The 20,956-nt window shown below is 58.8% G+C and carries 15 protein-coding genes; 10 read left to right on the forward strand and 5 right to left on the reverse strand.

Features of this window, described 5'->3' with window-relative positions; translation table 11 throughout:
* Positions 1-83: 83 nt before the first annotated feature.
* The 5 genes from AC1DJO_RS20340 to AC1DJO_RS20360 all read right to left on the reverse strand — a co-directional run bounded on the left by AC1DJO_RS20340 (position 84) and on the right by AC1DJO_RS20360 (position 7,013).
* Positions 84-3,371 carry a DEAD/DEAH box helicase gene (locus AC1DJO_RS20340; protein WP_477972653.1) on the reverse strand — a complete coding sequence of 1,096 codons (3,288 nt, stop codon included), beginning with the start codon at positions 3,369-3,371 and terminating at the stop codon, positions 84-86.
* Between the two features lie 89 nt (positions 3,372-3,460).
* Positions 3,461-5,311 carry a recombinase family protein gene (locus tag AC1DJO_RS20345; RefSeq protein WP_477972655.1) on the reverse strand — a complete coding sequence of 617 codons (1,851 nt, stop codon included), beginning with the start codon at positions 5,309-5,311 and terminating at the stop codon, positions 3,461-3,463.
* 89 nt (positions 5,312-5,400) lie between these two features.
* A complete protein-coding gene (locus AC1DJO_RS20350) occupies positions 5,401-6,219 on the reverse strand; it encodes a recombinase family protein (RefSeq protein WP_477972657.1) in 819 nt (272 codons plus the stop codon).
* A gap of 130 nt (positions 6,220-6,349) precedes the next feature.
* Complete coding sequence (locus AC1DJO_RS20355; RefSeq protein WP_477972659.1) at positions 6,350-6,742, reverse strand: hypothetical protein; 393 nt, start codon at positions 6,740-6,742, stop codon at positions 6,350-6,352.
* Positions 6,743-6,797: 55 nt separating this feature from the next.
* Complete coding sequence (locus tag AC1DJO_RS20360; protein ID WP_477972661.1) at positions 6,798-7,013, reverse strand: hypothetical protein; 216 nt, start codon at positions 7,011-7,013, stop codon at positions 6,798-6,800.
* Positions 7,014-7,592: 579 nt separating this feature from the next.
* Here AC1DJO_RS20360 and AC1DJO_RS20365 point away from each other — a divergent pair.
* From AC1DJO_RS20365 to AC1DJO_RS20410, 10 genes are all read left to right on the forward strand, one after another.
* Positions 7,593-8,738: a hypothetical protein gene (locus AC1DJO_RS20365; protein ID WP_477972663.1), complete on the forward strand. Its 1,146-nt coding sequence runs from the start codon at positions 7,593-7,595 to the stop codon at positions 8,736-8,738.
* 246 nt (positions 8,739-8,984) lie between these two features.
* Positions 8,985-10,145, forward strand: a complete 1,161-nt coding sequence (locus tag AC1DJO_RS20370) for a hypothetical protein (protein ID WP_477972665.1) — start codon at positions 8,985-8,987, stop codon at positions 10,143-10,145.
* A gap of 126 nt (positions 10,146-10,271) precedes the next feature.
* Positions 10,272-10,628 carry a hypothetical protein gene (locus AC1DJO_RS20375; protein ID WP_477972667.1) on the forward strand — a complete coding sequence of 119 codons (357 nt, stop codon included), beginning with the start codon at positions 10,272-10,274 and terminating at the stop codon, positions 10,626-10,628.
* Entirely contained in the window at positions 10,628-12,484 is a 1,857-nt protein-coding gene (locus AC1DJO_RS20380) for an ATP-binding protein (RefSeq protein ID WP_477972669.1), read from the forward strand. Before AC1DJO_RS20375 ends, AC1DJO_RS20380 begins: the two co-directional genes overlap by 1 nt.
* A complete protein-coding gene (locus AC1DJO_RS20385) occupies positions 12,481-13,296 on the forward strand; it encodes an ATP-dependent metallopeptidase FtsH/Yme1/Tma family protein (RefSeq protein WP_477972672.1) in 816 nt (271 codons plus the stop codon). Before AC1DJO_RS20380 ends, AC1DJO_RS20385 begins: the two co-directional genes overlap by 4 nt.
* Before the next feature lie 26 nt (positions 13,297-13,322).
* Positions 13,323-14,249 carry a DUF429 domain-containing protein gene (locus AC1DJO_RS20390; protein WP_477972674.1) on the forward strand — a complete coding sequence of 309 codons (927 nt, stop codon included), beginning with the start codon at positions 13,323-13,325 and terminating at the stop codon, positions 14,247-14,249.
* Positions 14,250-14,649: 400 nt separating this feature from the next.
* Complete coding sequence (locus AC1DJO_RS20395) at positions 14,650-14,961, forward strand: hypothetical protein (protein ID WP_477972676.1); 312 nt, start codon at positions 14,650-14,652, stop codon at positions 14,959-14,961.
* A 218-nt stretch (positions 14,962-15,179) separates the two neighbouring features.
* Positions 15,180-17,510 carry a hypothetical protein gene (locus AC1DJO_RS20400; RefSeq protein WP_477972678.1) on the forward strand — a complete coding sequence of 777 codons (2,331 nt, stop codon included), beginning with the start codon at positions 15,180-15,182 and terminating at the stop codon, positions 17,508-17,510.
* A 480-nt stretch (positions 17,511-17,990) separates the two neighbouring features.
* Positions 17,991-18,197 carry a hypothetical protein gene (locus AC1DJO_RS20405; protein WP_477972680.1) on the forward strand — a complete coding sequence of 69 codons (207 nt, stop codon included), beginning with the start codon at positions 17,991-17,993 and terminating at the stop codon, positions 18,195-18,197.
* A complete protein-coding gene (locus AC1DJO_RS20410; RefSeq protein WP_477972682.1) occupies positions 18,194-20,953 on the forward strand; it encodes a class I SAM-dependent DNA methyltransferase in 2,760 nt (919 codons plus the stop codon). The genes AC1DJO_RS20405 and AC1DJO_RS20410 overlap by 4 nt, the downstream gene beginning before the upstream one ends.
* Positions 20,954-20,956: the final 3 nt, after the last annotated feature.

Here is a 20,956-nt window from a genome sequence, read left to right on the forward strand (position 1 = left end):
TTGATAGCGGGGCGGCCGGTTCGCCTCCCGTCAAGAGCGGTCCGCTCTTCTGAGTCTTTCTGTTTCGATGTTTCTTGCAACCCCTATCCTGTTACTGCCGATAGAACCCGGTCGAAGAAATGGGAGGGGTCCTCGCCGGCCAGGCTTGAGGCGTCGAATATCAGCCGCTCCTGTCGCCGAACCGCCCCGGCTTTCGTCGACGCTGCCACAAGCTTCGCCGACGTCTTCTCTGTCAAGGTCATTGCAAGCGCTTTTGGCCCGGCCTCAAGCTTGGCAACACCCAACCGTCCCGCGATAAGCTGCAGTCTTGCCGTCCTCAAGAGAAGCAGTACGTCGTGCGGCGGTTGGCCAAACCTATCTTCGAATTCGTCTGCGAGATCGTTCAATTCACTGACCGCGGATGCCCGCAGCAGTTTGGCGTAGAGGTTAAGTCTGACTGCTGGATCCGACACATAGTCCGACGGGATTGTCCCGACGTTTCCTAGGTTGACGATCGCGCGCTGTTGCACGCCTGACGGCTGCCAGCGAAATCTTGCGACGGCGTCTGCAAGCAGCTTTTGATAGAGCTCGATACCGATCGCTTTCATATGGCCCGCCTGATCTTCGCCAGCGATATCGCCGCCGCCGCGAAGATCGAGATCGCGGAGGCTGATTGCGACCCCAGCGCCCAGTCGGTCGTTTTCGACCAAGGTTGAAAGCCGTAAGCGCGTTTCCTCAGCCAGCTCAGCGTCCTGTTGGGTGAAAAGAGTAACGATGCCCTGGACCGCTCCGCGCCCGACACGTCCGCGCAACTGATGGAGCTGAGCGAGGCCGAACCGATCGGCTTGCCAGATAAACATCGTGTTGGCGCGCGGGACATCGAGGCCATTTTCAATGATGTTCGTGGCGAGAAGGACGTCGCCATCGCCTTGCGCAAAACCGACTATTGCTTCATCCATAGCCGCTGCCGGCATCTTGCCGTGCGCGACCTTGACCGAAAGTCCCGGAACGATCTTCTGCAACAGTATTTCGACCTGTTCTATGTCCTCGATACGCGGCACTACGACAAAGCTCTGGCCGCGGCGCCGGTATTCCCTCATCAGGCCTGTCCGCAAGGACGCCGGGTCGAACGGCGCAATTGACGTGCGGACGGGCCTGCGCCTAGATGGTGGCGTGGTCAGCAGGCTGACCTCTTGAACGCCCACCATCGCCAATTGCAATGTCCGCGGGATCGGCGTGGCCGACATGGACAGAGTGTGAAGAGATGGTGCGAGGCTGTTCATCGCCCGCTTTTCTTTCAGGCCAAACCGGTGCTCCTCGTCCACGATCACCAGGGAAAGACGTGCGAAACGAACCTCTTTCGAAAGGATCGCCTGGGTCGCGATGATGATGCGGATCTCGCCCTCGGCAAGTGCAGCCCTGGTCTTTTTCGCCTCACTTGGCTTGAGCAGTCGAGACAGCATGCCGACTGCGATGCCGGTCCCCGCGAACCGATGTTTGAAGGTGGCAAAGTGTTGTCGAGCGAGCACTGTGGTTGGTGCAATGAGAGCCACCTGTCCACCGCAAAGCGCGACCGCTGCTGCTGCGCGCAACGCGACTTCGGTCTTGCCGAAGCCGACATCTCCGCAAACGAGACGGTTCATGGCTTGTCCGGAGGCGAGATCGGAGAGGACAGCCTGGATGGCTTCGGCCTGATCAGGAGTTTCGGAATATGGAAAACGGCGGGCGAAGGCAGAAAATTCGAGACGCGGTGGCACAAATCTTTCTGCTTGCGCAGCCTGCCTCTGTTTCGCAACCGTCATAAAATGACGCGCGGTAGACTGAATGTCTGCCTGGATTTCGTCGCGTCTCCTCTGCCAGACGTCCGTGCGGAGGCGATCGAGTGTGATTGCTTCGGGCTCGGCGCCGTAACGCCATAATTTTCCAAACTCCTCCATCGGCACGAGTAGAGAGCCGCCATCGCGATATTCCAAGCGAGCCGCGTCCCGAGAGACGTCGTCCACGGTGATGTTTTCCAAATTTTTCAGGACGCCGATGCCATGGTCTTCGTGAACGACAACGTCGCCTATTCGAAGCTCTGCTGCCGCCAGAACGGCACTCGAATTCGCTATCCCACCCGCTCTATCGGTTGCGGCAATGACGACGACATTCTGCCCGACGTCGACAAAACCTTGCTCTAAGTCGCAGGCCAAGCTTAAGAGGGTGCCGGGCTGTGCCTCCAAGACCGCCTCCCATGTGTCGACGGACCTTGGCGCTTTCCCGGCTGATTTTGCCAAACGCCGACCGATCGCTTCGGTCGTTTTGCCCTGCCCAGCAATCAAAACCTTCAGCCCGTTGTGCAGATGACCTTGCGCGAATTCGACCAAGGCTTTGCGCTGGTCTGCGCGTGATATTTCTTTTGGAACCTTATGTCCCTTTCCGAGATCAAATCCGTTTGTGAAAACGTTGGTGGAGAGCCGTTTCCACTCATCCCTATCCAGATAGAGAGAACGGGAGGAGGGGTGCTCCATATCGTCGAACGCCTCGCGGGACTGGCGAGCATCTTCGATAATCTCGAGGTGGCGTTGCACACGTTCGGTTGCGCCGGGAGCCAAAAGGAAAGTGGCATCGCCGAGTACGTCAAACACGGTCGGCATGTCTTGATAAAGGCGCAGCAGCAGTTGTTCCATCGTCTCCAGAGCCGGAGCATTGTCTTCTGTAAAACGATCATAATAAATGGCTTCGGATGCCGGACCGAACGTCACTTGGTCGAGATAGCTTTCTGTCCGCTGCGTTATGCGGTCAAAACCTCTGAGTTCCTCGACCTTCTCATCCTCCGACAGAACGATGCGCATCGGACCGGGCGCGCCGGCAGGGTAGATGTCGATGACGCCTTCTCTAACCGCCAGCTCGCCTGGATCGTCCGCGACACCTTCTTCCTGATAGTTGGCCCGCTGGACGAAGTCGGAAAACGCATCACGATCGAACGGCTTTCCCACTACAAGCTCGATATGGCTTTTCGAGATGACGGTCGCTGGCGGAATACGTTGGAGTGTTGCGTCCAACGAGGTCAAAAACAGCCGCGGCCCGCCGCTCCGCGTGCTCCAAATGCGTAGAGCATCCATTCGCAGGCCCATACAATGTGCCGATGGTGGCACCCGGTCATAGGGCAGGCAGTCCCAAGGCGGAAAAACGATCACCTCGATCTCAGGAACCAGCGCACTGAGTGCCTCAGCAATTCTGGCAGCCGCGCCTTCGCTTAGTGCCACATAGCACAGGGGGAGCTCGAAGCTTTGTAAAGCTGCAGCCAGCCTAGTCGCTACGACACCCGGCGGAGGGTTGCAGACTTGGGCGTGATCGGCCGGATCAGGGAGCGTGGAGGCATCTTCATCTCTGGACTCAACGACGCTCACAGGAACCTGCCATTCTCTCGCTGGCGACTTTACCAGCTTGGAGAAACGGCTTCTCGATCAGGGTGTTCCATTAGAGCGGATCTCTTTGCTCATAACCTGACGACCGCAGGTTCAAATCCTGCCCCCGCAACCACTGAAACTTGCAAATTCTCCCACTGGGGAGACTTCTGCAAAAGCTCCTCGGCGTAAGCCTCGAGGAGCTTTTCCTTTTTTGCCTCCGTGTCGATCTCGCCCGATGCAACGCGGGCCATCATATCGTTCTGGGCGGAAGCGACAAACTGCTGTTGCATGATGTCGATCACATTCATGGACGCCATGATGTTGGCAATGTCGCCATGGACCTGCAGGGCTGCCGGCTGGTGACCGGGCGTCTTGCCGATCACGACTGTCTGGATAAGATCACGCACGATCGGCATCAGGCGGCGCTTGGCTTGCTCGTCGGCATTGTTGCGCGCGAGGAAGATCAGCCTGCGGATGGCAATCTCAGTATTCGCCGAATTGAACTGCGCTTTAAGCTTCGCAATCTTTTCCTGAAAATCCTCTACCGGCTCTTCGGCTGCACCGGCGAGTTCGTTGACCAGCTTCTCGCGCGTGACTTCCAGCTCATCGAGCTGGTCGTCGAGGATGGCGAGGCGCGGCCGGCCCTCCGCTTGCCGGTCCTGGATCTGCTGCAAGAGGCCTGCCTGCTTCGACTTGACGGTCGCGAGCTCGACCGCCAATTCCTCCCTGCGGGAGGGGGAGCTCTTCAACCTGCTCGTCTCGTGAGCCACCATCTTCTCGGAAATGCGGTCGAAGATGTCGAGGGAGTAGAATGCGACCGGAAGGCAGTTGAGAACGCGCTCTTCAAGTTCTTGGCGAGTGATTGTCTTGCTGTTGCCGCAGCAGGCGCCGCCGAGGTCATCGATCGGAAGACGCTTCTTGCGGTTGGTGCAGCTATAGCGATCCTTGCCAGAGATCGCGTAGGGGCCACCGCATTCCTCGCATTCGAGCATGCCGCTCAGAAGATATTCCGGCCGGTGTGTCGCGTTGAGCCGGTTGGTTGTGGCGTTCTGATAGAGGTCGCCAATCACGGCGTCTCGTGCGCGGACGCGCTCCCAGAGTTCGTCCGAGACGATGCGCATTGTCGGGACCTCTGTCCAGACCCATTGATCGGCGTCATTCATTCGCGCCGTCCGCCGTTCCGTGTCGGGATTTTTACGATACTGGCGCTTGTTCCAGACGATGCGGCCGATGTAGCTCGGATTGTTGAGGATGCCGGTTCCAACCGTTTTGGAACCGCGGATGGCGGTGTCGCGCCAGGCTCTCCCCCGTGGTCCGATGATGCCTTCCTTGTTGAGGATATCGGCGATATCGCGTGGAGAGATACCGTCAGCATACATCGTGTAGATCCGCTTCACGATCTCCGCCTTGACCGGATCAATATCCCGCAGCCCCTTGATGCGGTCGCCATTGGCGTCACGCTGCTGTGACAGCTTGTATCCGTAGGCCAGGCAAGTCGATGCCTTGCCTCTCCGGACTGCGGTCTTCATGCCTTCACGCGTCCGGAAGCGGATCTGGTCGACAAGCTCGTCGCTCAATGTCGCCCGAAAATGCAGTTCCAGTTTTGTGATGGCCTGGCTGGCATGAACGGTCCAGATCTCGGTATTGTGGTAATTCAGGTCTTTGAGGATCTTGGCGCTATGCTCGACGTCGCGCGACAGGCGATCGACGGTGACGCAAAGCACGACGTCGATGTGTTCGCGCTTCACATGCGCCAAGAGCCGCTGAATACCGGGCCGTGACAGGAAACTCATGCCGCTGACGGCCGAGTCCGAGTAGGTCGCGACGACGTTCCAACCCTTCTGTTTGGCGAAAGCTTCACAAAGTTCGATCTGCGTTTCGATCGATACCTCGTGCTGGCGGTCCGTCGAATAGCGGGCGTAAAACAAGACGTTCTTCATTCTCAAACTCCATACGGATAGATGCGTTTGGGAGAGGCCGCTGTTGGCGCCCTCTCTTAAATTCTTGGCGATTCAATCGCGCGCGGTGGTCACCAGGACCGGGAATACCGTCGCCTGACATTGGCCTGTTGCTGTCGAACGCGGTGCCAGAGCTCATCGCTGACGATGCGTAGCGCGGGGACATAGCCGTCGAATTCTCCGTCAGCATTCTGTCGCATGCCGACATAGAGGGTGTTATTGAGGATACCGGTTCCGCGAGCCCGGTTCCCAGCGATCGCCTCCTCGCACCATGGCCTGCCGTCTGGCCCCTCGATGCCTTCGGCATTCAACGTCGAGGCGATGTCGCGCGCAGAACGGCCAGCGGCACACTGCCGGAAAATGCGACGGATCACTTCAGCCTGCTCAGGATGCACCACTCGATATCCGACGATCCGCCGCCCTGCGGCGTCGTTGGCGGACGACAGCTTGTATCCATAGCCAGCCGGCCGGATTCCGTAATCGTTCTCCGGGAAGTGGACTCTGGTCGCCTGGGCCTGATCGGTACCATTATCGATGTGGGGCAGATTATGCGGTGTCACACGTTCGGTCATTGCCGCCGACCACAGTTCGATCTCCCTGCCACCAAGTTCGTTGAGAAACCGTGCGACGTGGGTACCGTTGTCCGACACGTTCGAGGGCGCGTCGCACAACACGATATCGACTGGCTCGCGATCCATATACGCGCAGAGCGACCTGATGCCCGGCCTGGCTTTGAAAAGCGCATCATTGTTCTCGGCGTCAGTGAAACATCCCACCAGCGCCCAGCCACGCGCGGCTGCGAATGCCTTGCCGCGCTCGATCTGCTCGACGACCGATCCCTCACCTGTCTTTCTCGCAGCGCGAGCGTAAGAAACCACCTTCTTCGTCATGCTTCCATTCCGTTCCGTAAAAGATTGAGAAGTGGGGAGGCGGACTTGTAGCAGCCCGCAACTCCGTTGAGAGCCCCGGCGTCAGCGGCAATTGCTCGATGGAAATAATTGCCGCGGCGTTGACGCGTCGTCAGGCGTTGCTCGCGCTGATCCGCTCGACTGCAGCCGAGAAGTCTGCCGCAGCGGCCTTGAGGTGTTCGATCAACGTGATGACTGCGGCATTCTGCATGCAGCCAGGGTCGCGAAGCGAGATTGCATCGACTTCCTGCAGCCAGAGCTGCGCTGCGACTAGGTGAGGTAGCGCCTCGCTCTGCAGAGCAGTGCTGATGTCAGCGAGTGTGACGCTTGGAGGAAGCGGGAGCCCGTAGCAGACTTCCCCCAGCTTCGATCGCGTGATCCCGCGGGTCAGGTCCGACTGGAGCGGAAAGCTGACGAAGCGCGGTTCAATGAGAACTGCGCGCGGACCCTTGGGCACGTCGGCATCCGCTAGCGCTGCATTGATCTGTTCGATCAGCTTCGGCACCTCTGAGCGCCACCAGGAAGCGTGCTTCCTGAGACCGCGGGGTATTGCCTTAGCCCTACGCGGAGACGCAGAGGTACGAGTTGCTTGGTTCTTGATCGACATGAGGACCTCCTGTGGTTGCCGATTGCCATCGTCTTCGACGACGATGGGCGGCGGAGGCAGCCACGCAGGAGGAGGTACGGCCAAAAAATGCGCTCAGCGAGATGCGAGCACTAAAGGGCGCGCCGGAAGAGAAGATCGTCGTCATGATGGTGCTGAATGCGGTCGTCATGTGCGTCTCCTTTCCTTTATGGCGCATGGGCCGTGTATCGAGCGAGAGACATATAGCCTACCGCTGCGATCATTGCAAGTGTCTGTAATCAAATGTTTTTTTGGCAATAAATGTTTACATCGCGAATGTGCTATTCTGAGACTCCATTTGTTTTTAAACATGTTTTGCGTGAGAGCGCCGCTTTTGAGCCGCCAGCCTTCATAAGCCGTTAAGCATGACGATGTGCCAGCCGGCGCGCGTCGTGAGGAGGGGCGCTACACGCCAGGGCATCGTCTGCGTGCTTACAGGGCACGCTGGGTCGGTGATGGCGCCAGGCCTCGGCGTAACAAGGTTGAACCGCGAATGCTACCAGAAGTTGTTGCGGTAGTATAAAATTTATTTTCCGTCATTTTGCTGCTGTGATGCGGCCAATCCTCAAAGTAATGAATGTAAAAATCCAAGTAATAACAAAAGTTTTATCATATCGAAAACGACACAACCTATTGTAATTATTGAGCTATTCGTCAATATCCGCTATAATATTATTATCAGTCGCATGGTGCGGCTGTGGAAAGTACTGTGAAAACAGGGATGTTTGACATGAAGAATAGGAAAAACGCGCTGGCGTCGTCAGCGCGCGTGGGCTTCGACTACGCCGCGTTCGCGATCTCCCCGGAGATCTCTGCGGAACTCGAGGCGAAGGCGAAGTCGCTGACCGATCTCGGGCGCAAGGAGACGGATCACATTTTCGAGCTGGGCGCCTTGCTCGAGGAGGCGAGCGCTCATATCCCGGACGGGACGTTCGGGAAGTGGGTCGAAGCGCGGTGCAACATCACTGCGCGTACGGCGCGCAACTGGCGCGGCGTCCACCGCAATCTCGGTGGCTACCGGGAGCGGGCGGTGGAGCTGGCAATCGGGCCGACGGTCTTGATCCAGTTGGTCTCGGCGCCGGCGGAAAAGATCACGGCGGCGTTCGCGTTCGCTGAAGATCAGGGTCGGATCCAGGTTGCTGACGTGAAGGCAATCCTGGCGGGCGACGACCTGCCAGGCGAGGGCGAGACCGAAGTTGACGCCGTTGATCTCGGCGGTGCCCATGGCCTGAAGGCTATGGTGGAGGAGCGGACTAAAGAGAGCCGAACAGCTTTCCTGCGCAATCTCTCAGGCCTTCTGAAGATTCTCTCCGTTGCTGTGGCTGAAGCGGAGAGGACCGGCAAGAGGATCAAGAAGAGCAGCATCGCCCCGAAGGCCGAGGTTCATGCTTACCATGCCTACGAGCTGCTGAGCAGTCTGGGAACCGGTGTTGGTCCGCAGGGGGACGGCAAATCGACAATGAAGATCGGCCTGCCGTCGGCGTCTCGCTGGAAAAAGGTCGAGGCGCTGTTGTGGCGACTTCGAGACAGCTCGAACTGGGCGCGGGTCGATAGCCTGGAGGAATGGCTGGAGACAGTCGTGATCCCGATCCTCACCTGGGCGACGTCGAAGGAAAAGTCGCCGGCGTGGCCGTTGCCAGAAGACACGTCTTCGCCGCAGGCCACGGTCGCAGCGTCATCGTTGGGCCAGGCTGAGATCGAAGACGATCAAGACGTCGACCTCGATGAGGAAGCCGAGATGGTCGAAGCCGAAGCTTCGGATGTTCAGGCCGAAACGGAAGCAGACGTTAGCGACCCGGTTGCTGCCCTGCTTTCCGCGACCCGCGGACAACGCAGGGGACCGGGCCGGCACAAGCTGGAACTGATAACGAACTGATCGGTACGAGATGAGAAGGGGCTTTCGAGCCCCTTTTCCGATTCCGGCGTCGCGCGTTCGGCCGGTGAGCCCGCTGTTAACCTTGTTCGGGCTCTGTTCTCATTCTTTGCTGCCAGGGTCCTTGAGATCCGGTCAGGGTCCTGTCAGGACTGGGTGGCTCCACGAGATGGAGCAAGCGGCCCGAGGCAGCGCGCCAACGCTACCAAGGGCCTGACCCTCAAGCCTTCTCATGAAAGGAATCGGGCTTTGACCAACCTACACGCTTCATCCCCCGCCGGGGAAGTTCTCCGCGCCGCGACTTCGGCATCCTCCACCATCTCTTCGCTCGCCGGCCCAACGTCGCGCCGCCGCTTCGGTGAGCGTGCCGCTGTTCAGGCTGAACCGCCGGCGCTGCGCCGCCACCCGCATCTGGTGCGCTACACGCAAGTCGAGGCAGACTTCGACGTGCTGATCGAGAAGGCGATTGCCGCGATCGCCGACGGCGAGCCCGTGGAGGACGAGATCCTCGGGCACTATGTCAACGTGGCCTCGCTGGTCCGCGCGGTCTCGTTCCGCGAAGGCAAGCTTCTCGAGCAGGCCGTCGAACGGTTGGCCAAGGTCAATCCGGATCTGATCGTACTGATGCAGTCGATCAAACTGCCGTTGGTCAAGGCCGCGATCGAGGCGGTGGCCGGCAATGACTGGCGCCAGCTCGAGGGTGTGCGGCTTGATTGCGAGGCACCGGCCAAGGGGAGCTACACGCCGGACCTGATCATCGTGAACCGCGCTAAGCGGGCCGCCTTCGTGTTGGACCTGAAGCGCTCGCTCGCGTCCTACGGCGACACCAGCCGGCTTGAGGAGCTGAAGCTCAAGATGCTGGCATCGGCAATGATCGTGCCGGACTGGCTCTACAAGACCCAGAAGCGGACGATGGTCGAGACGGTGGGCGTTGCGATCGTCGATGGCGCAAGCCGTCCCAGCGATCATACGGCGGGCGTTTGGGCGCTTTCGGAAATCGACGACCTTCTCGAGATCGACGGTGCTGCTGCCTGCATGGCGGAACTACGGCTGCGCTTCGGACGTCGTGTCCAACAGCTTCTCGAGGTCGAGGCGCGTCGAGCGCTCGGTCTCCCGGAGACGCCAATCGTGATGTCGGCCCCAGTGCTCGCCGCTGATGCCTCCACGACGTCGCTCTATACGCGCCGCTTTGGGATGCTGCAGGCAATCCCCCGTGCCATGGTCTGCGAGGATGCGACGGACAAAACCGGCCATCACGGATCCGGATGCCGTTGCAGCTCCTGTGAAGATCCGAGCTTCGATGATGATGACGATGGCCGCGATGATCCGGAGGCGCTTTCGGATGACACCGTCTCATGGCCGCCCGAGCATGTCCGCATCGGCTTTGCACGGCGTCTGCTCGACGCCTGACGCTACAGAGCCTTCGCTCGGATGAGGCTATGGCTGCGGCGCGTGACGCCGCGGCGGCCTCTTGCCGTCCCCATTAGCCGTGAGAAGACGCCGTCCGCTGAAGCCGGACCGGCGAGGAGATCCTGCATGTCCGCAGACATCATGCCCACCCAGGCGTCACCGACGTCACCCCGACTCAAACGAACCAACGCCAGAGCTTCAAAGCCCAGTCAGCAAAATGTGGTTCCACGTCCGCAGGACGATCCAGCTCTGATTGTCGGCCTCGCGCTTGCGTTTGCCCGACAGGGGCCGGGGGACCCACGCGTCATTCCATCAGTTGTGCTCGACCGGCTGCGCCACTTGGCAAATTCCGGCGAGCCAACCTGCCGCCTGGTTCTCGATTGCCTCGACAGGAGGGCCGGCGCCAATCATCGGACGGACGCTGGTCAGGGCTGGCCGACGGAAATTGTTTCCGTTCACCCAGCCATGAAGGAGGATCGTTGATGGATCGCCTGTCTTCCTTCCTGCTCCGGCGCTTGGCCCATGTCGAGCGCTGTGCCGTCCGGCGTCTCGCGGTTCGCAACGGCCTGCTGACGATGAGCACCAGCATCGTCGATAGTCATGTTGTCGGCCACTTTAGCCCAGCCTTCGATGCCTCCCATCTCACTGGCGAGTTTGAACAGGACCGTCAGTGGGTGCGGGATCATCTCGCAGGCTTTCTGATCGATGCACCGCAGGACGGACATGGCCGCCCAGTTCTCGACCAGGCCGTGCCGGTGTGGCCGGCGCATCTCGCGCCGCGTTTTACGGGTGAAGATGGCACGCCCCAGGCTACGCTTGCCTACGCGGTCTGTGTCGTTGCCGACGCTGGTTACAAGCCGAGCATCAAATCCATGGCCACTCTGCTGCTGCTTGCTGCGGCCATGAAACAGTCAGGCGTCTCGCTGCGCGATCTCGGCGCAGTCCTGCGCCAGCCGGCACCCGTCTTCTCGGTGGCAGTCCTCGCCGACGGCTTTGAACGCGCCTTGCCGCAGCTCATCGAAAACACCGACATCGTACCGTTCGGGCCTTACAACGGCGTGGCGGCGGACTTTGCCTTCAACGACGATCTCTGGCGTTGGGTAGGCAGCGAGACCAAACGGGTGTTCCTGCAGGTCCCGGCTTTAGAGACGAACCGCCCGAGCCGGGCAGCACTGCGCGGGCAATTGCTGCGGGCCTTGGCGGACGGCACGCCCGTGCTTGCCGTGTCGGAGGCACACAATGGTGTTCCTGACCAGGTCGATCTGACCTGCGACATCAGACTGACGGGCGCCGGGATCGACCGCCTGTTGATCGCCGACCTGCTGGAGGCTGTCTACGGCAGCGAAGCGGTCATCCGCCATGACAGCAGTATCGCGAAACTCGATGCCGGCGTGCTCACGCTTGACGATCTCGCAATCGCAATCAGGCCCGGCCGTCCGATCCTGTCGAGCCTAGATGCACTCGGCGGACTAGCAGCGCTGAACCGCGAGGACAAGGAAGACGGGAACGCTGACAAAAAGGGGGCCTCCTCGCGACGTCTCGTGACGCACAGCCCAAGTGAGCGCAGAGGAGAGAACTCCGGGGATGGCGGCGGGGCGGACGGTCGCGCATCGTCGTCAAAGGACAAGCGCAAGGATAGGTCCCGACAGAAGCCGACGGGCGCCGAAGTAATCCAGCCGGAACCCGATGACGATTCATCTGCGCCGGTCGCGCCACCTGTCCTGCGGGTCGAGACCCTGACGGGCTATGGTGCCGCGAAAGACTGGGCGCTCGGCCTGAAAGCCGATCTTGCGGATTATCTTGGGGGTGAGCTGCCGTGGTCGGACATGAGCACCAAGCTCCTCCTTTCAGGACCTCCGGGTACAGGCAAGACAACTTTTGCACGGGCGCTTTGCAACACGCTGCAGGTTCCACTGGTCGTCACCTCTGTCTCGACCTGGCTACAGGGCGAGTATCTACATGATGTGCTGGACCGCATGGCAAACACGTTCGCGGAAGCCCGACGTCAGGCGCCGTCCATCCTGTTCATCGACGAGATCGACGGCATCGGTCAGCGTGCCTCGGCGTCGCGACCCTACGCCGACTACTGGAACGCCTGCGTCAACAAGCTGTTGGAGCTTCTCGACGGCGCGCTGAAAACCGACGGCGTCATCGTCGTTGGCGCCACGAACCGGCCGACCGAAATCGATGAGGCGATCCGCCGCTCCGGGCGGCTGGAAACGCAAATCGAGATCCCGCGCCCCGATATTCCGACCCTCGCAGGCATTCTCGCCCATCATCTGGGCAACGACCTCGATGCCGTCGCCATGTCGGACACCCAGATCGGAGGTCAGCCATGACGGGAAACACCAAAATTAGCGGCTCGATGGACGAGATCGAGGTCATCCTGGAGGATGAAGGCGAGCGCGGCATCGACAGGCCAGAGACGGCCGAGCAGGACACCCCAGTGCTTCAGGCGTTGCGACGTCTGGCAACACGAGCAATGGACCTGACTGGCGCCGACATTGAACGGATCGTCCGCGAAGCTCGATTGAAAGCTCGCCGAGAAAAGCGCCGCCTCACTTATGCCGATGTCGAAGCTGGCATCCGCGGTCACCGCCCGCCGGTCCCGTATGATGTCCGATGGCGTTTCGCGATCCACGAGTCCGGCCATGCGGTCGTGCATCACGCTCTACGTCTCGGGTCGATCAAGGGGCTGACGATCGACGCCAAGGACGGCGGCCACAATGCAGTGACCTTTGCGACCAACGCACCCGATACCGAAGCTTGGTATGAGCGGCTGCTGGCAATGCTGATGGCTGGCCGCGCGGCTGAACTCGTCGCGCTCAAGGCCGTATCGGCGGGCTCCGGCGGCGCCGAAGAGAGCGACCTGGCGCGCGCAACTCGTGTCGCTCTGGACATGGAACAGGCACTCGGCTTCGGTGGCCGTCATCCGCTGCTCTACCTCGGACACAAGGATCCGACCGCGATCCTCAGCCGCGACGCCAAGCTGGCAGAGCGGGTGCATCGGCGGCTGGAGTTCGCGCAGGCACGGGCGACGGATGTCATCCTCGAAAACCGGCAGGCCTTCGACGGGCTGGTGCGCGCGCTCTTCGACGCCCAGGCGCTCGATGGGGCAGCGGTCATGGACATCCTGGCCGGTGCCTCGTAAATCCAGAGCGAGGGATGGAGGACGGGATGTCTGTAACTGTCGTCGCACATTGCGACTGGAGTATCGAAGCCAAGAAGCGATGGATGTGCGTGGCGGTTCGGCAGGGCGAGACGTGGGCCCTTTCGGCGCCGGAACCCGTCGGCGATACGCAGAACCTTACACATCGGCTGCGGCGGCGGATAGGAGCAGACGCCGCAGTGCTGATGGGTTTCGACTTCCCGATCGGTCTTCCTGCCGCCTACGGCAGAACTCTAGGGACACCTGACTTCCCTTCTTTTTTGCGGTCATTCGGGGACGCACGCTTTGCGCGTTGGTTCGACGTCGCGGAGCATCGCGGCGAAATCTCCATCGACCGACCGTTTTATCCAATGCGGCCTGGGGGCACACAGCGGCAGCACCTCTTCGACGCTTTGGGGCTGACGGCCAAGGATCTTCTGCGCCGCTGCGAGCGGGCGACGCCGGATCGCGGCGACGCCTGCATGCTGTTCTGGACGCTCGGCGGCAATCAGGTGGGCAAGGCCGCCTTGGCCGGCTGGCGTGAGATTATCCTGCCGAACTTGGAGGAGCTATCGCTATGGCCGTTCGACGGTCCGCTCCGTGAACTGATGATGCCGGGCGCCACTGTTGTCGCAGAGACCTATCCCGGTGACGTCTATGGCCAGCTTGGAATTCCCCGACGCCCTGTGTGGAGTAAGCGACGGCAAGAAGGACGCCGGTCCGTGGCAAGTCATCTGATGCGGTGGCTGGAGAACAGGCCACACGTCGACGGGAGCGGACTCCAAAGTCTGATCAGCGACGGTTTCCGAAACGGCAAGGACGGTGAAGACCGGTTCGACGCGACAGTCGGCCTGCTTGGCATGATCGACGTCGTCGATGGCCGACGGGGCGAAGGGGTACCGGAAGCTGATGATGTGAAAACGTGGGAAGGCTGGATCCTCGGTCAGCAGGCTTAAGTCTCCCGCACGTTGATCTATCTTAAAAAGAGCTGATGCAGGTCGCCGGCAACTCGAAACAAATTGCGCTCATTCGATTCGAACTTCCGGGCGAACGATTCGAAAGTCGAGGGCAATGTTTCCAAGCTCTGGGCAAACGTTTCGATCGTCCAGATTTACGATTCACCCGAAATCGGAATGGTCGCACCTTGTGCGCCCGGCGCAGTCAACATAGCCGTGGGACTGCCGGCAACCTGTCTCGACGTGCCCGCAATCTGAAACAAATTGCGCTGATTCGATTCCAAACTCGAAAATTCCGATTCACAACACGATGATTCCGTTTCGGTGACAAACGCCTTGCGCTGTGCCGCCGGTCCTCTGACCATCGGAGTGCCATCAACGAAAACAGGGGGAAGATGACATGGCGCGACAGACCTTGGAGGAGCGCAACGCCAAGCAGAGGGAGCGGCAGCAGCGGCTGAGGGACCGGCATCGGGCCGAGCGGCGTCCGGATCGTGACGACGTCGCGCGGGCCATGCTGTTCTGGACGATCAGCAGCTATCTCGACCAGGGACGGCAGGACTGGATAGAAGAGCTGGCCGACGCCGTGGTTGGGGTTCTCGTCGACCAAGGCTTCGACGAGCGGGCAGCCGACGAAGTCTTCGATGATCTCGTCGATCGCTACGCTAGCGATGACCAACCTTTCCGCCGCAAGGTTCACCTGCGGGACTGACGATTTCTGGCCATCTGCTCTGCCTGATCACCAATTTGTGCAAACGGCGTTCACATTCGGGGACTTCGTCCCCCCGTTACTTTGTGAAACGCCGTTTGCAACTGAATCGTTTTTATGAAGCCATTCGCCTACGGAAACCCTTGGTTACCGGAGGTTAACTCCCTTCGCATAGCTCGCGTGCCCCGCATCTGCGGGAACGATCAACAACAGCTACGTGAATGGAAATGAACCAATTTTCTGCCAAAGCCTTTCAACGCAAGATCGACGCCTTCTGCCAACTGCGGCTGGCGCCGCTTTTCAAGGATGACGAACTTCCCCGGCTGAAGTGGTATTTGCACACGCTCATTCAGACGAGGAGACCGGCGCCAAGAACCAGCGGCAGGACAGACTGGCACGTTGTCGCGGCAGCCTGCGGCCTGGACACCAATCTGCTTGCGGGCAACGCGCGTCAGATCGATCCAGCCTTTGACGCCATTGGTCGGTGGATCCGAGACACGCGCCTCTTAGCCACGGCAGCAGACCCCGAAGTCCCTCGAACACGAAAGACGCTGAGGACGAAGGCGGTGCCCACAAGTCCCCGACCAGCCCGCCCACCCCAGAACCAGCCCAAACCAGCATCGGGCGCTACAGCAGCAAGTCCACGCACAGGTCTCGAATTCCCAGAACCGTTGTTCGACGTCAGCGAAGATCCGACGGACTTTTCCGAGGCGTTACAGCTCCAGCTCCGGCGCCATGGCGAAACGTACTGGACGCTCCATCGTGCCATCACCGGTCCAGATGACGTCACAGACAAGAATACGCTTTTAAGCTGGATCGAAGGCCGGAAAGTGCCGCGGAGTATCGAGAGTTTCGAGATCTTGTCACGGATCGAGCGACGGTACCGGCTTCCTGCTGGCTACTTCAAAGCCAAGCTTCCACACCCTTCACGATCCGCTTCAGGGTTTGAGCTGTCCGGCATAGAGCCTGCCGAACGGCGTCGCATCGCCTGGCATCTCCCTGAGGATTTCAACACGCTGTCCTTCCAGAAAAGGGAGGAGATCGTCGACTGGGTGCGGCGGGTCATAATCAGCGGGACGACCGACTACCGGAAGTACCAGGCCGCTGCCGCCAAGCAACGCTACGCCATCCGTTTCCCCGGCGTCTCCTATGGTGGGCGGGCGCCACGGGACGGTAAAATCGTTGTGCCCGCGAACTATGAGCAGACTTGGGTCGAAGATCCTGACTTGCTGTCAGGCGTGATAGAAGCGCCACCGTCACTCGCCATGGAAATGGCCGACCTGGTGCGCTTCAAGACGTCAGCACTAACGTCTGTCGGTTTTCAGCGAAACGGCGTCTGGGGCGAAGAAACCGCCTCGCAGAAGATCGAGCATCTCGGGCTGATGTTCGGTGCCCTTGCAGCATCCAGAGATGGAGAGGTGAAGGGCTACGGGGTGCCGGTCCGGCAGTTGACGTTTGGCCTCCTCATTTTCCCCGGCGTCTGGGATTGGTATCTGCAGTGGCGGGAGACGCGCCGCGGCTTTTTCACCGCTTGGGAAGTCGACATGTTGCGGATCGCCTTGGCGATCACCAAGGAGGGGACCGGATGGCTTCGGCAGCATCCGGAGCTTCTGGCGCGGGTTCAACCGATTGCCGGCCTCGTTTCGCAAAACGAGATCGACTACGCGAATGCGGACTGGCACGGTGCCTGCGACGACTTCCACAAGCACGCTGCGCACCGCGTCAAGGAAATCCAAAGGATCGCTCGCGTTCATCGCGATCCGTTCGAGCCGATCATGCCGGTCCTCGAGGCGGCGAGCCCCGTTGGAGAGTATCGCAAGATCACCGAGGAGATCATTCGCCTGATGCCGGATGAGCATCGTTATCCTCGGCCGGCCGCCGAAGCGGTCCGATCATTCCTGATGCTGAGATTAGGACTGCATCTTGGGCTTCGCCAGAAGAACCTCCGGCAACTGATGCTCAACCCGAAAGGCTCGATGCCACGTTCGGAACGCGCACTGGAAAAAATGAAGCGCGGCGAAATCCGGTGGAGTGAACGGGAAGGTGGCTGGGAGGTCTTCATTCCTGCCGCAGCGTTCAAGAACGCGCATTCATCGTTCTTCGGTGACAAGCCCTTTCGGCTTGTGCTTCCGGACCTCCTGGACCTCTACAAGTACATCGACGCCTATGTCGACCGGCACCGCTCGGTACTGTTACGGTCGGCTGCGGATCCCGGCACATTCTTCGTCAAGACGGTCAAGACGACGAGCACTGATGCGGCTTACGATACTACTAGCTTCTACGAAGCATGGCGTCTCACCATCCAGCGCTACGGGATCTACAACCCCTATACCGGACGAGGCGCAATCAAGGGGCTGCTCCCGCACGGTCCCCATAACGTCCGTGATGTGCTAGCAACCCATATCCTGAAGCAGACTGGTTCCTATGAGCAGGCGAGCTACGCCATCCAGGACACAGCCGAAATGGTCGCCAAGCACTATGGGCGGTTCCTGCCCCAAGACAAGGCCGCGCTTGCGGCCCGCATCCTCAACCAGGTTTGGGAAGCCGCCTAACGCACACGGGGCGCCGGAAATTATTTCCGGCGTCTTTCGGGGTAAGAACGGGTATCCTTCATTGCGGATGCGTGACAAACCGCTACTGGCCTTATTGTGACTTCCGAGCGGCTCTAGTCTATTGAGGTATCGAGGTCGCTAGCGCGGATCGGCTGAAAACGCCGTTAGACTCCTCGACGGATCAACACCTTACGTAGCGCCGATGAGTTTCCCCCAGTTCAGAGTATTCTCTAGCGTCACATTGTCGGCTATGCGCTCAAGGTGGCGCAGGCGCCCCACCTCAGCCTGACGCACGTCGGGATCGCACCATTGCTGTGCGTCCCACTAAGTGGCGCGGCGTCGTATTGACACAGAGCAATATTCGGGTTGGTCGATGCTTCTCCAGGTAGCCAGGCCCGATAATTTGAAATGCGGATAACTTCTCCCTAGTGCTCTCACCCATCTTGGCTTGATGTGTATCCAAGGGCTACACTGCGACTCATGAAGGAAAAAGATGCCGGAATGCGAATCCGTGTCGAGCGGGAGCTTCGCGATGAATTTCTGACGATGTGCCGCGAGCAGGATCGCCCTGCCGCGCAAGTCATCCGGGAATTTATGCGGGAATACATTGCGGCAAGAACAATGCAGCGCGCCGGCCAAGCCGAGACCATCGGTGAAATGCATGTCGCGCCAGGGGGGGAAGAATGAACGCCGTAGAGATCGAAGAAGCCATATCGGCTCTCGCCGAACAGCCGTTTGACGCAGACGAGTTTCCGTTCGCGTTCCTTCAGGCGTTTGGTGCGAAGGAGACCACGCTTCGACGTCTGCGCAGTGGTGAAACCAATAAGTCTGATCTGGGCGGCGTTCTTCAGACGAGCAACATTCACATCGCGGTTGCGCCTGAAGGTACCGTGACCGAGACGCTTGGCAAGCTCAAGGCCAGCCCGGCGACAACGCGCGCCAAGGCGAAATTCGTGCTCGCCACGGACGGCAAGGAATTCCAGGCGGAAGACCTGAACTCCGGCGAAGTCGTCGTCTGCGGCTACCCTGATTTCCCTGACCACTTTGGCGTTTTTCTGCCGCTCGCTGGCATTTCTACCGTCAAACAAATCCGCGAAAGCGCCTTCGACATAAAGGCGACAGGTCGGTTGAATCGCCTGTATATCGAGCTGCTGAAAGATAATCCGGAATGGAGTTCTGCCGCCCGCCGCCATGACATGAACCATTTCATGGCCCGTCTTATCTTCAGCTTCTTTGCCGAAGATACCGATATCTTCCTGAAGGATGATCTGTTCACCGCTATCATCGAGAAGATGAGCGACAAGGACAGCTCGAACACCCACGAGGTCATCAGCGAGATTTTTCGTGCGATGAACACCAAACGGGAGGATAGGGCCAGCGCTGGAATTGCACGCTGGGTTAACGATTTCCCCTACGTGAACGGCGGTTTGTTCTCCGGCAGCACAGAGGTTCCACGGTTTTCCAAGATCGCTCGTTCGTACCTGCTGCATGTCGGGAAGCTCGATTGGAAAAAAATCAACCCCGACATTTTCGGGTCGATGATTCAGGCTGTGGCCGATGACGAGGAGCGCAACGCCCTCGGCATGCATTACACCAGCGTGCCGAACATCCTGAAGGTCCTCAATCCTCTGTTTTTGGATGATCTGCGGGAACAGCTTGAAGAGGCGGGAGACAATGCCCGCAAGCTTCTGAACCTCCGCAACCGCATGGCGCGTATTCGCGTTTTTGATCCCGCCTGCGGCTCCGGCAATTTCCTTGTTATCGCCTATAAGGAAATGCGCGCTATAGAGGCTGAGATTAACAAGCGGCGCGGTGAATCTGATCTACGCACGGAAATCCCTCTGACCAACTTTCGTGGGATCGAGCTTCGAGATTTCCCCGCGGAAATAGCACGCCTTGCATTGATCATCGCGGAATATCAGTGCGACGTGCTTTATCGTGGTCAGAAGGAGGCATTGGCGGATTTTCTGCCGCTTGACGCCAAGAACTGGATCACTTGTGGCAATGCCTTGCGGCTTGACTGGCTTGGCTTGATGGATGTCGAAAACGTCGGTGTGAAACATCATGCCACTGATTTATTTCATTTGCCAGTCGACCAGCCGAAGATTGACTTCCAAAATAAGCATGGGGAAATTTACATCTGCGGAAATCCGCCTTTCAAGGGCGCAAGGAAGCAGTCGAGCGAGCAAAAGTCCGATCTTTGTGAGATATTTGGAGGTGGAAATGACTACAAGGACTGCGACTATGTTACTGGATGGTATCTAAAGGGGGCAGACTTTCTCGCCCGCGAACCTGGCGCTTTGGCATTTGTCTCAACAAGTTCAGTTTGTGAAGGCGAGCAGGTTCAGCATATTTGGAAGAGAATTTTCGACAACGGATTAAGCATATTCTTTGCACACAGGCCGTTCCCTTGGAGAAATAATGCAAGCAATATCGCAGTTGTAACATGCATCATTGTCGGGTTGCGTCGTTCCTCGGAAAAAACGTTGGGTATTTATGAAGGCGATAATTTTCTTAGATGCCAAAATATATCTCCATACCTTGTGCCAGGTAGCCCTGTATTTGTGCAGGCAGAAAATTCGCCTATATCAGAGAATTTTCATCTTATGTCGTCGGGCAGCATGCCCAGAGACGGCGGCTATCTGCTTTTAGACAACGACGAAAAGTCAGACCTTGAAAAAGATTGGCCTCTCGCCACGAAATTTTTGAAACGGTACTCTGGCACCAGTGAACTTACCAACGGAAGTATACGGTGGTGCATTTGGATTGATGATGAAACGCTGCCCGAGGCTGTACATATCCCACCAATTGCAGAGAGGGTTCGGCTGGTTGAGAAGTTTCGCTTAAATTCTACGGCCAAAACGACCGTGGGCTATGCTCGAATTCCGTATAAGTTCGCGCAAAGATCACATCGTCAAGGAAATGCCGTATTAGTATCCGCGACAAGTTCTCAGAATAGAGAATACATACCTGCTGACTGGATAAACGATAGAATCGTAGTATCGAACGCCGCGTATGTTGTTTATAATGCTGATTTATTTGAGATTTCGATTGTTATGTCTCGAATGCATCTGGTTTGGATTGCCACCGTTTGCGGGAGAATGAAGACAGATTACAGGTATTCAAAAACCCTGGGTTGGAATGCCTACCCCGTCCCTAAGTTGACCGAGAAGAACAAAGTTGATCTGGCCCGCTGTGCCGAGGATATCCTTTTAGCACGCGAGGCGCATTTCCCCGCAACCATCGCCGATCTGTACGATCCTGAACAAATGCCCGCTGACTTGCGTGCTGCGCATGATCGCAATGATGAAGTTTTAGAGCGCATCTATATCGGTCGCCGCTTCCGCAGCGATACCGAACGCCTCGAAAAGCTCTTCGAGCTTTATACGAAGATGACGACCTCGAAGGATTCCAAGCCAAGCAATTTAAAGATGAAAGCATAACGC

The organism is Rhizobium sp. 05N430 (assembly GCF_056396985.1).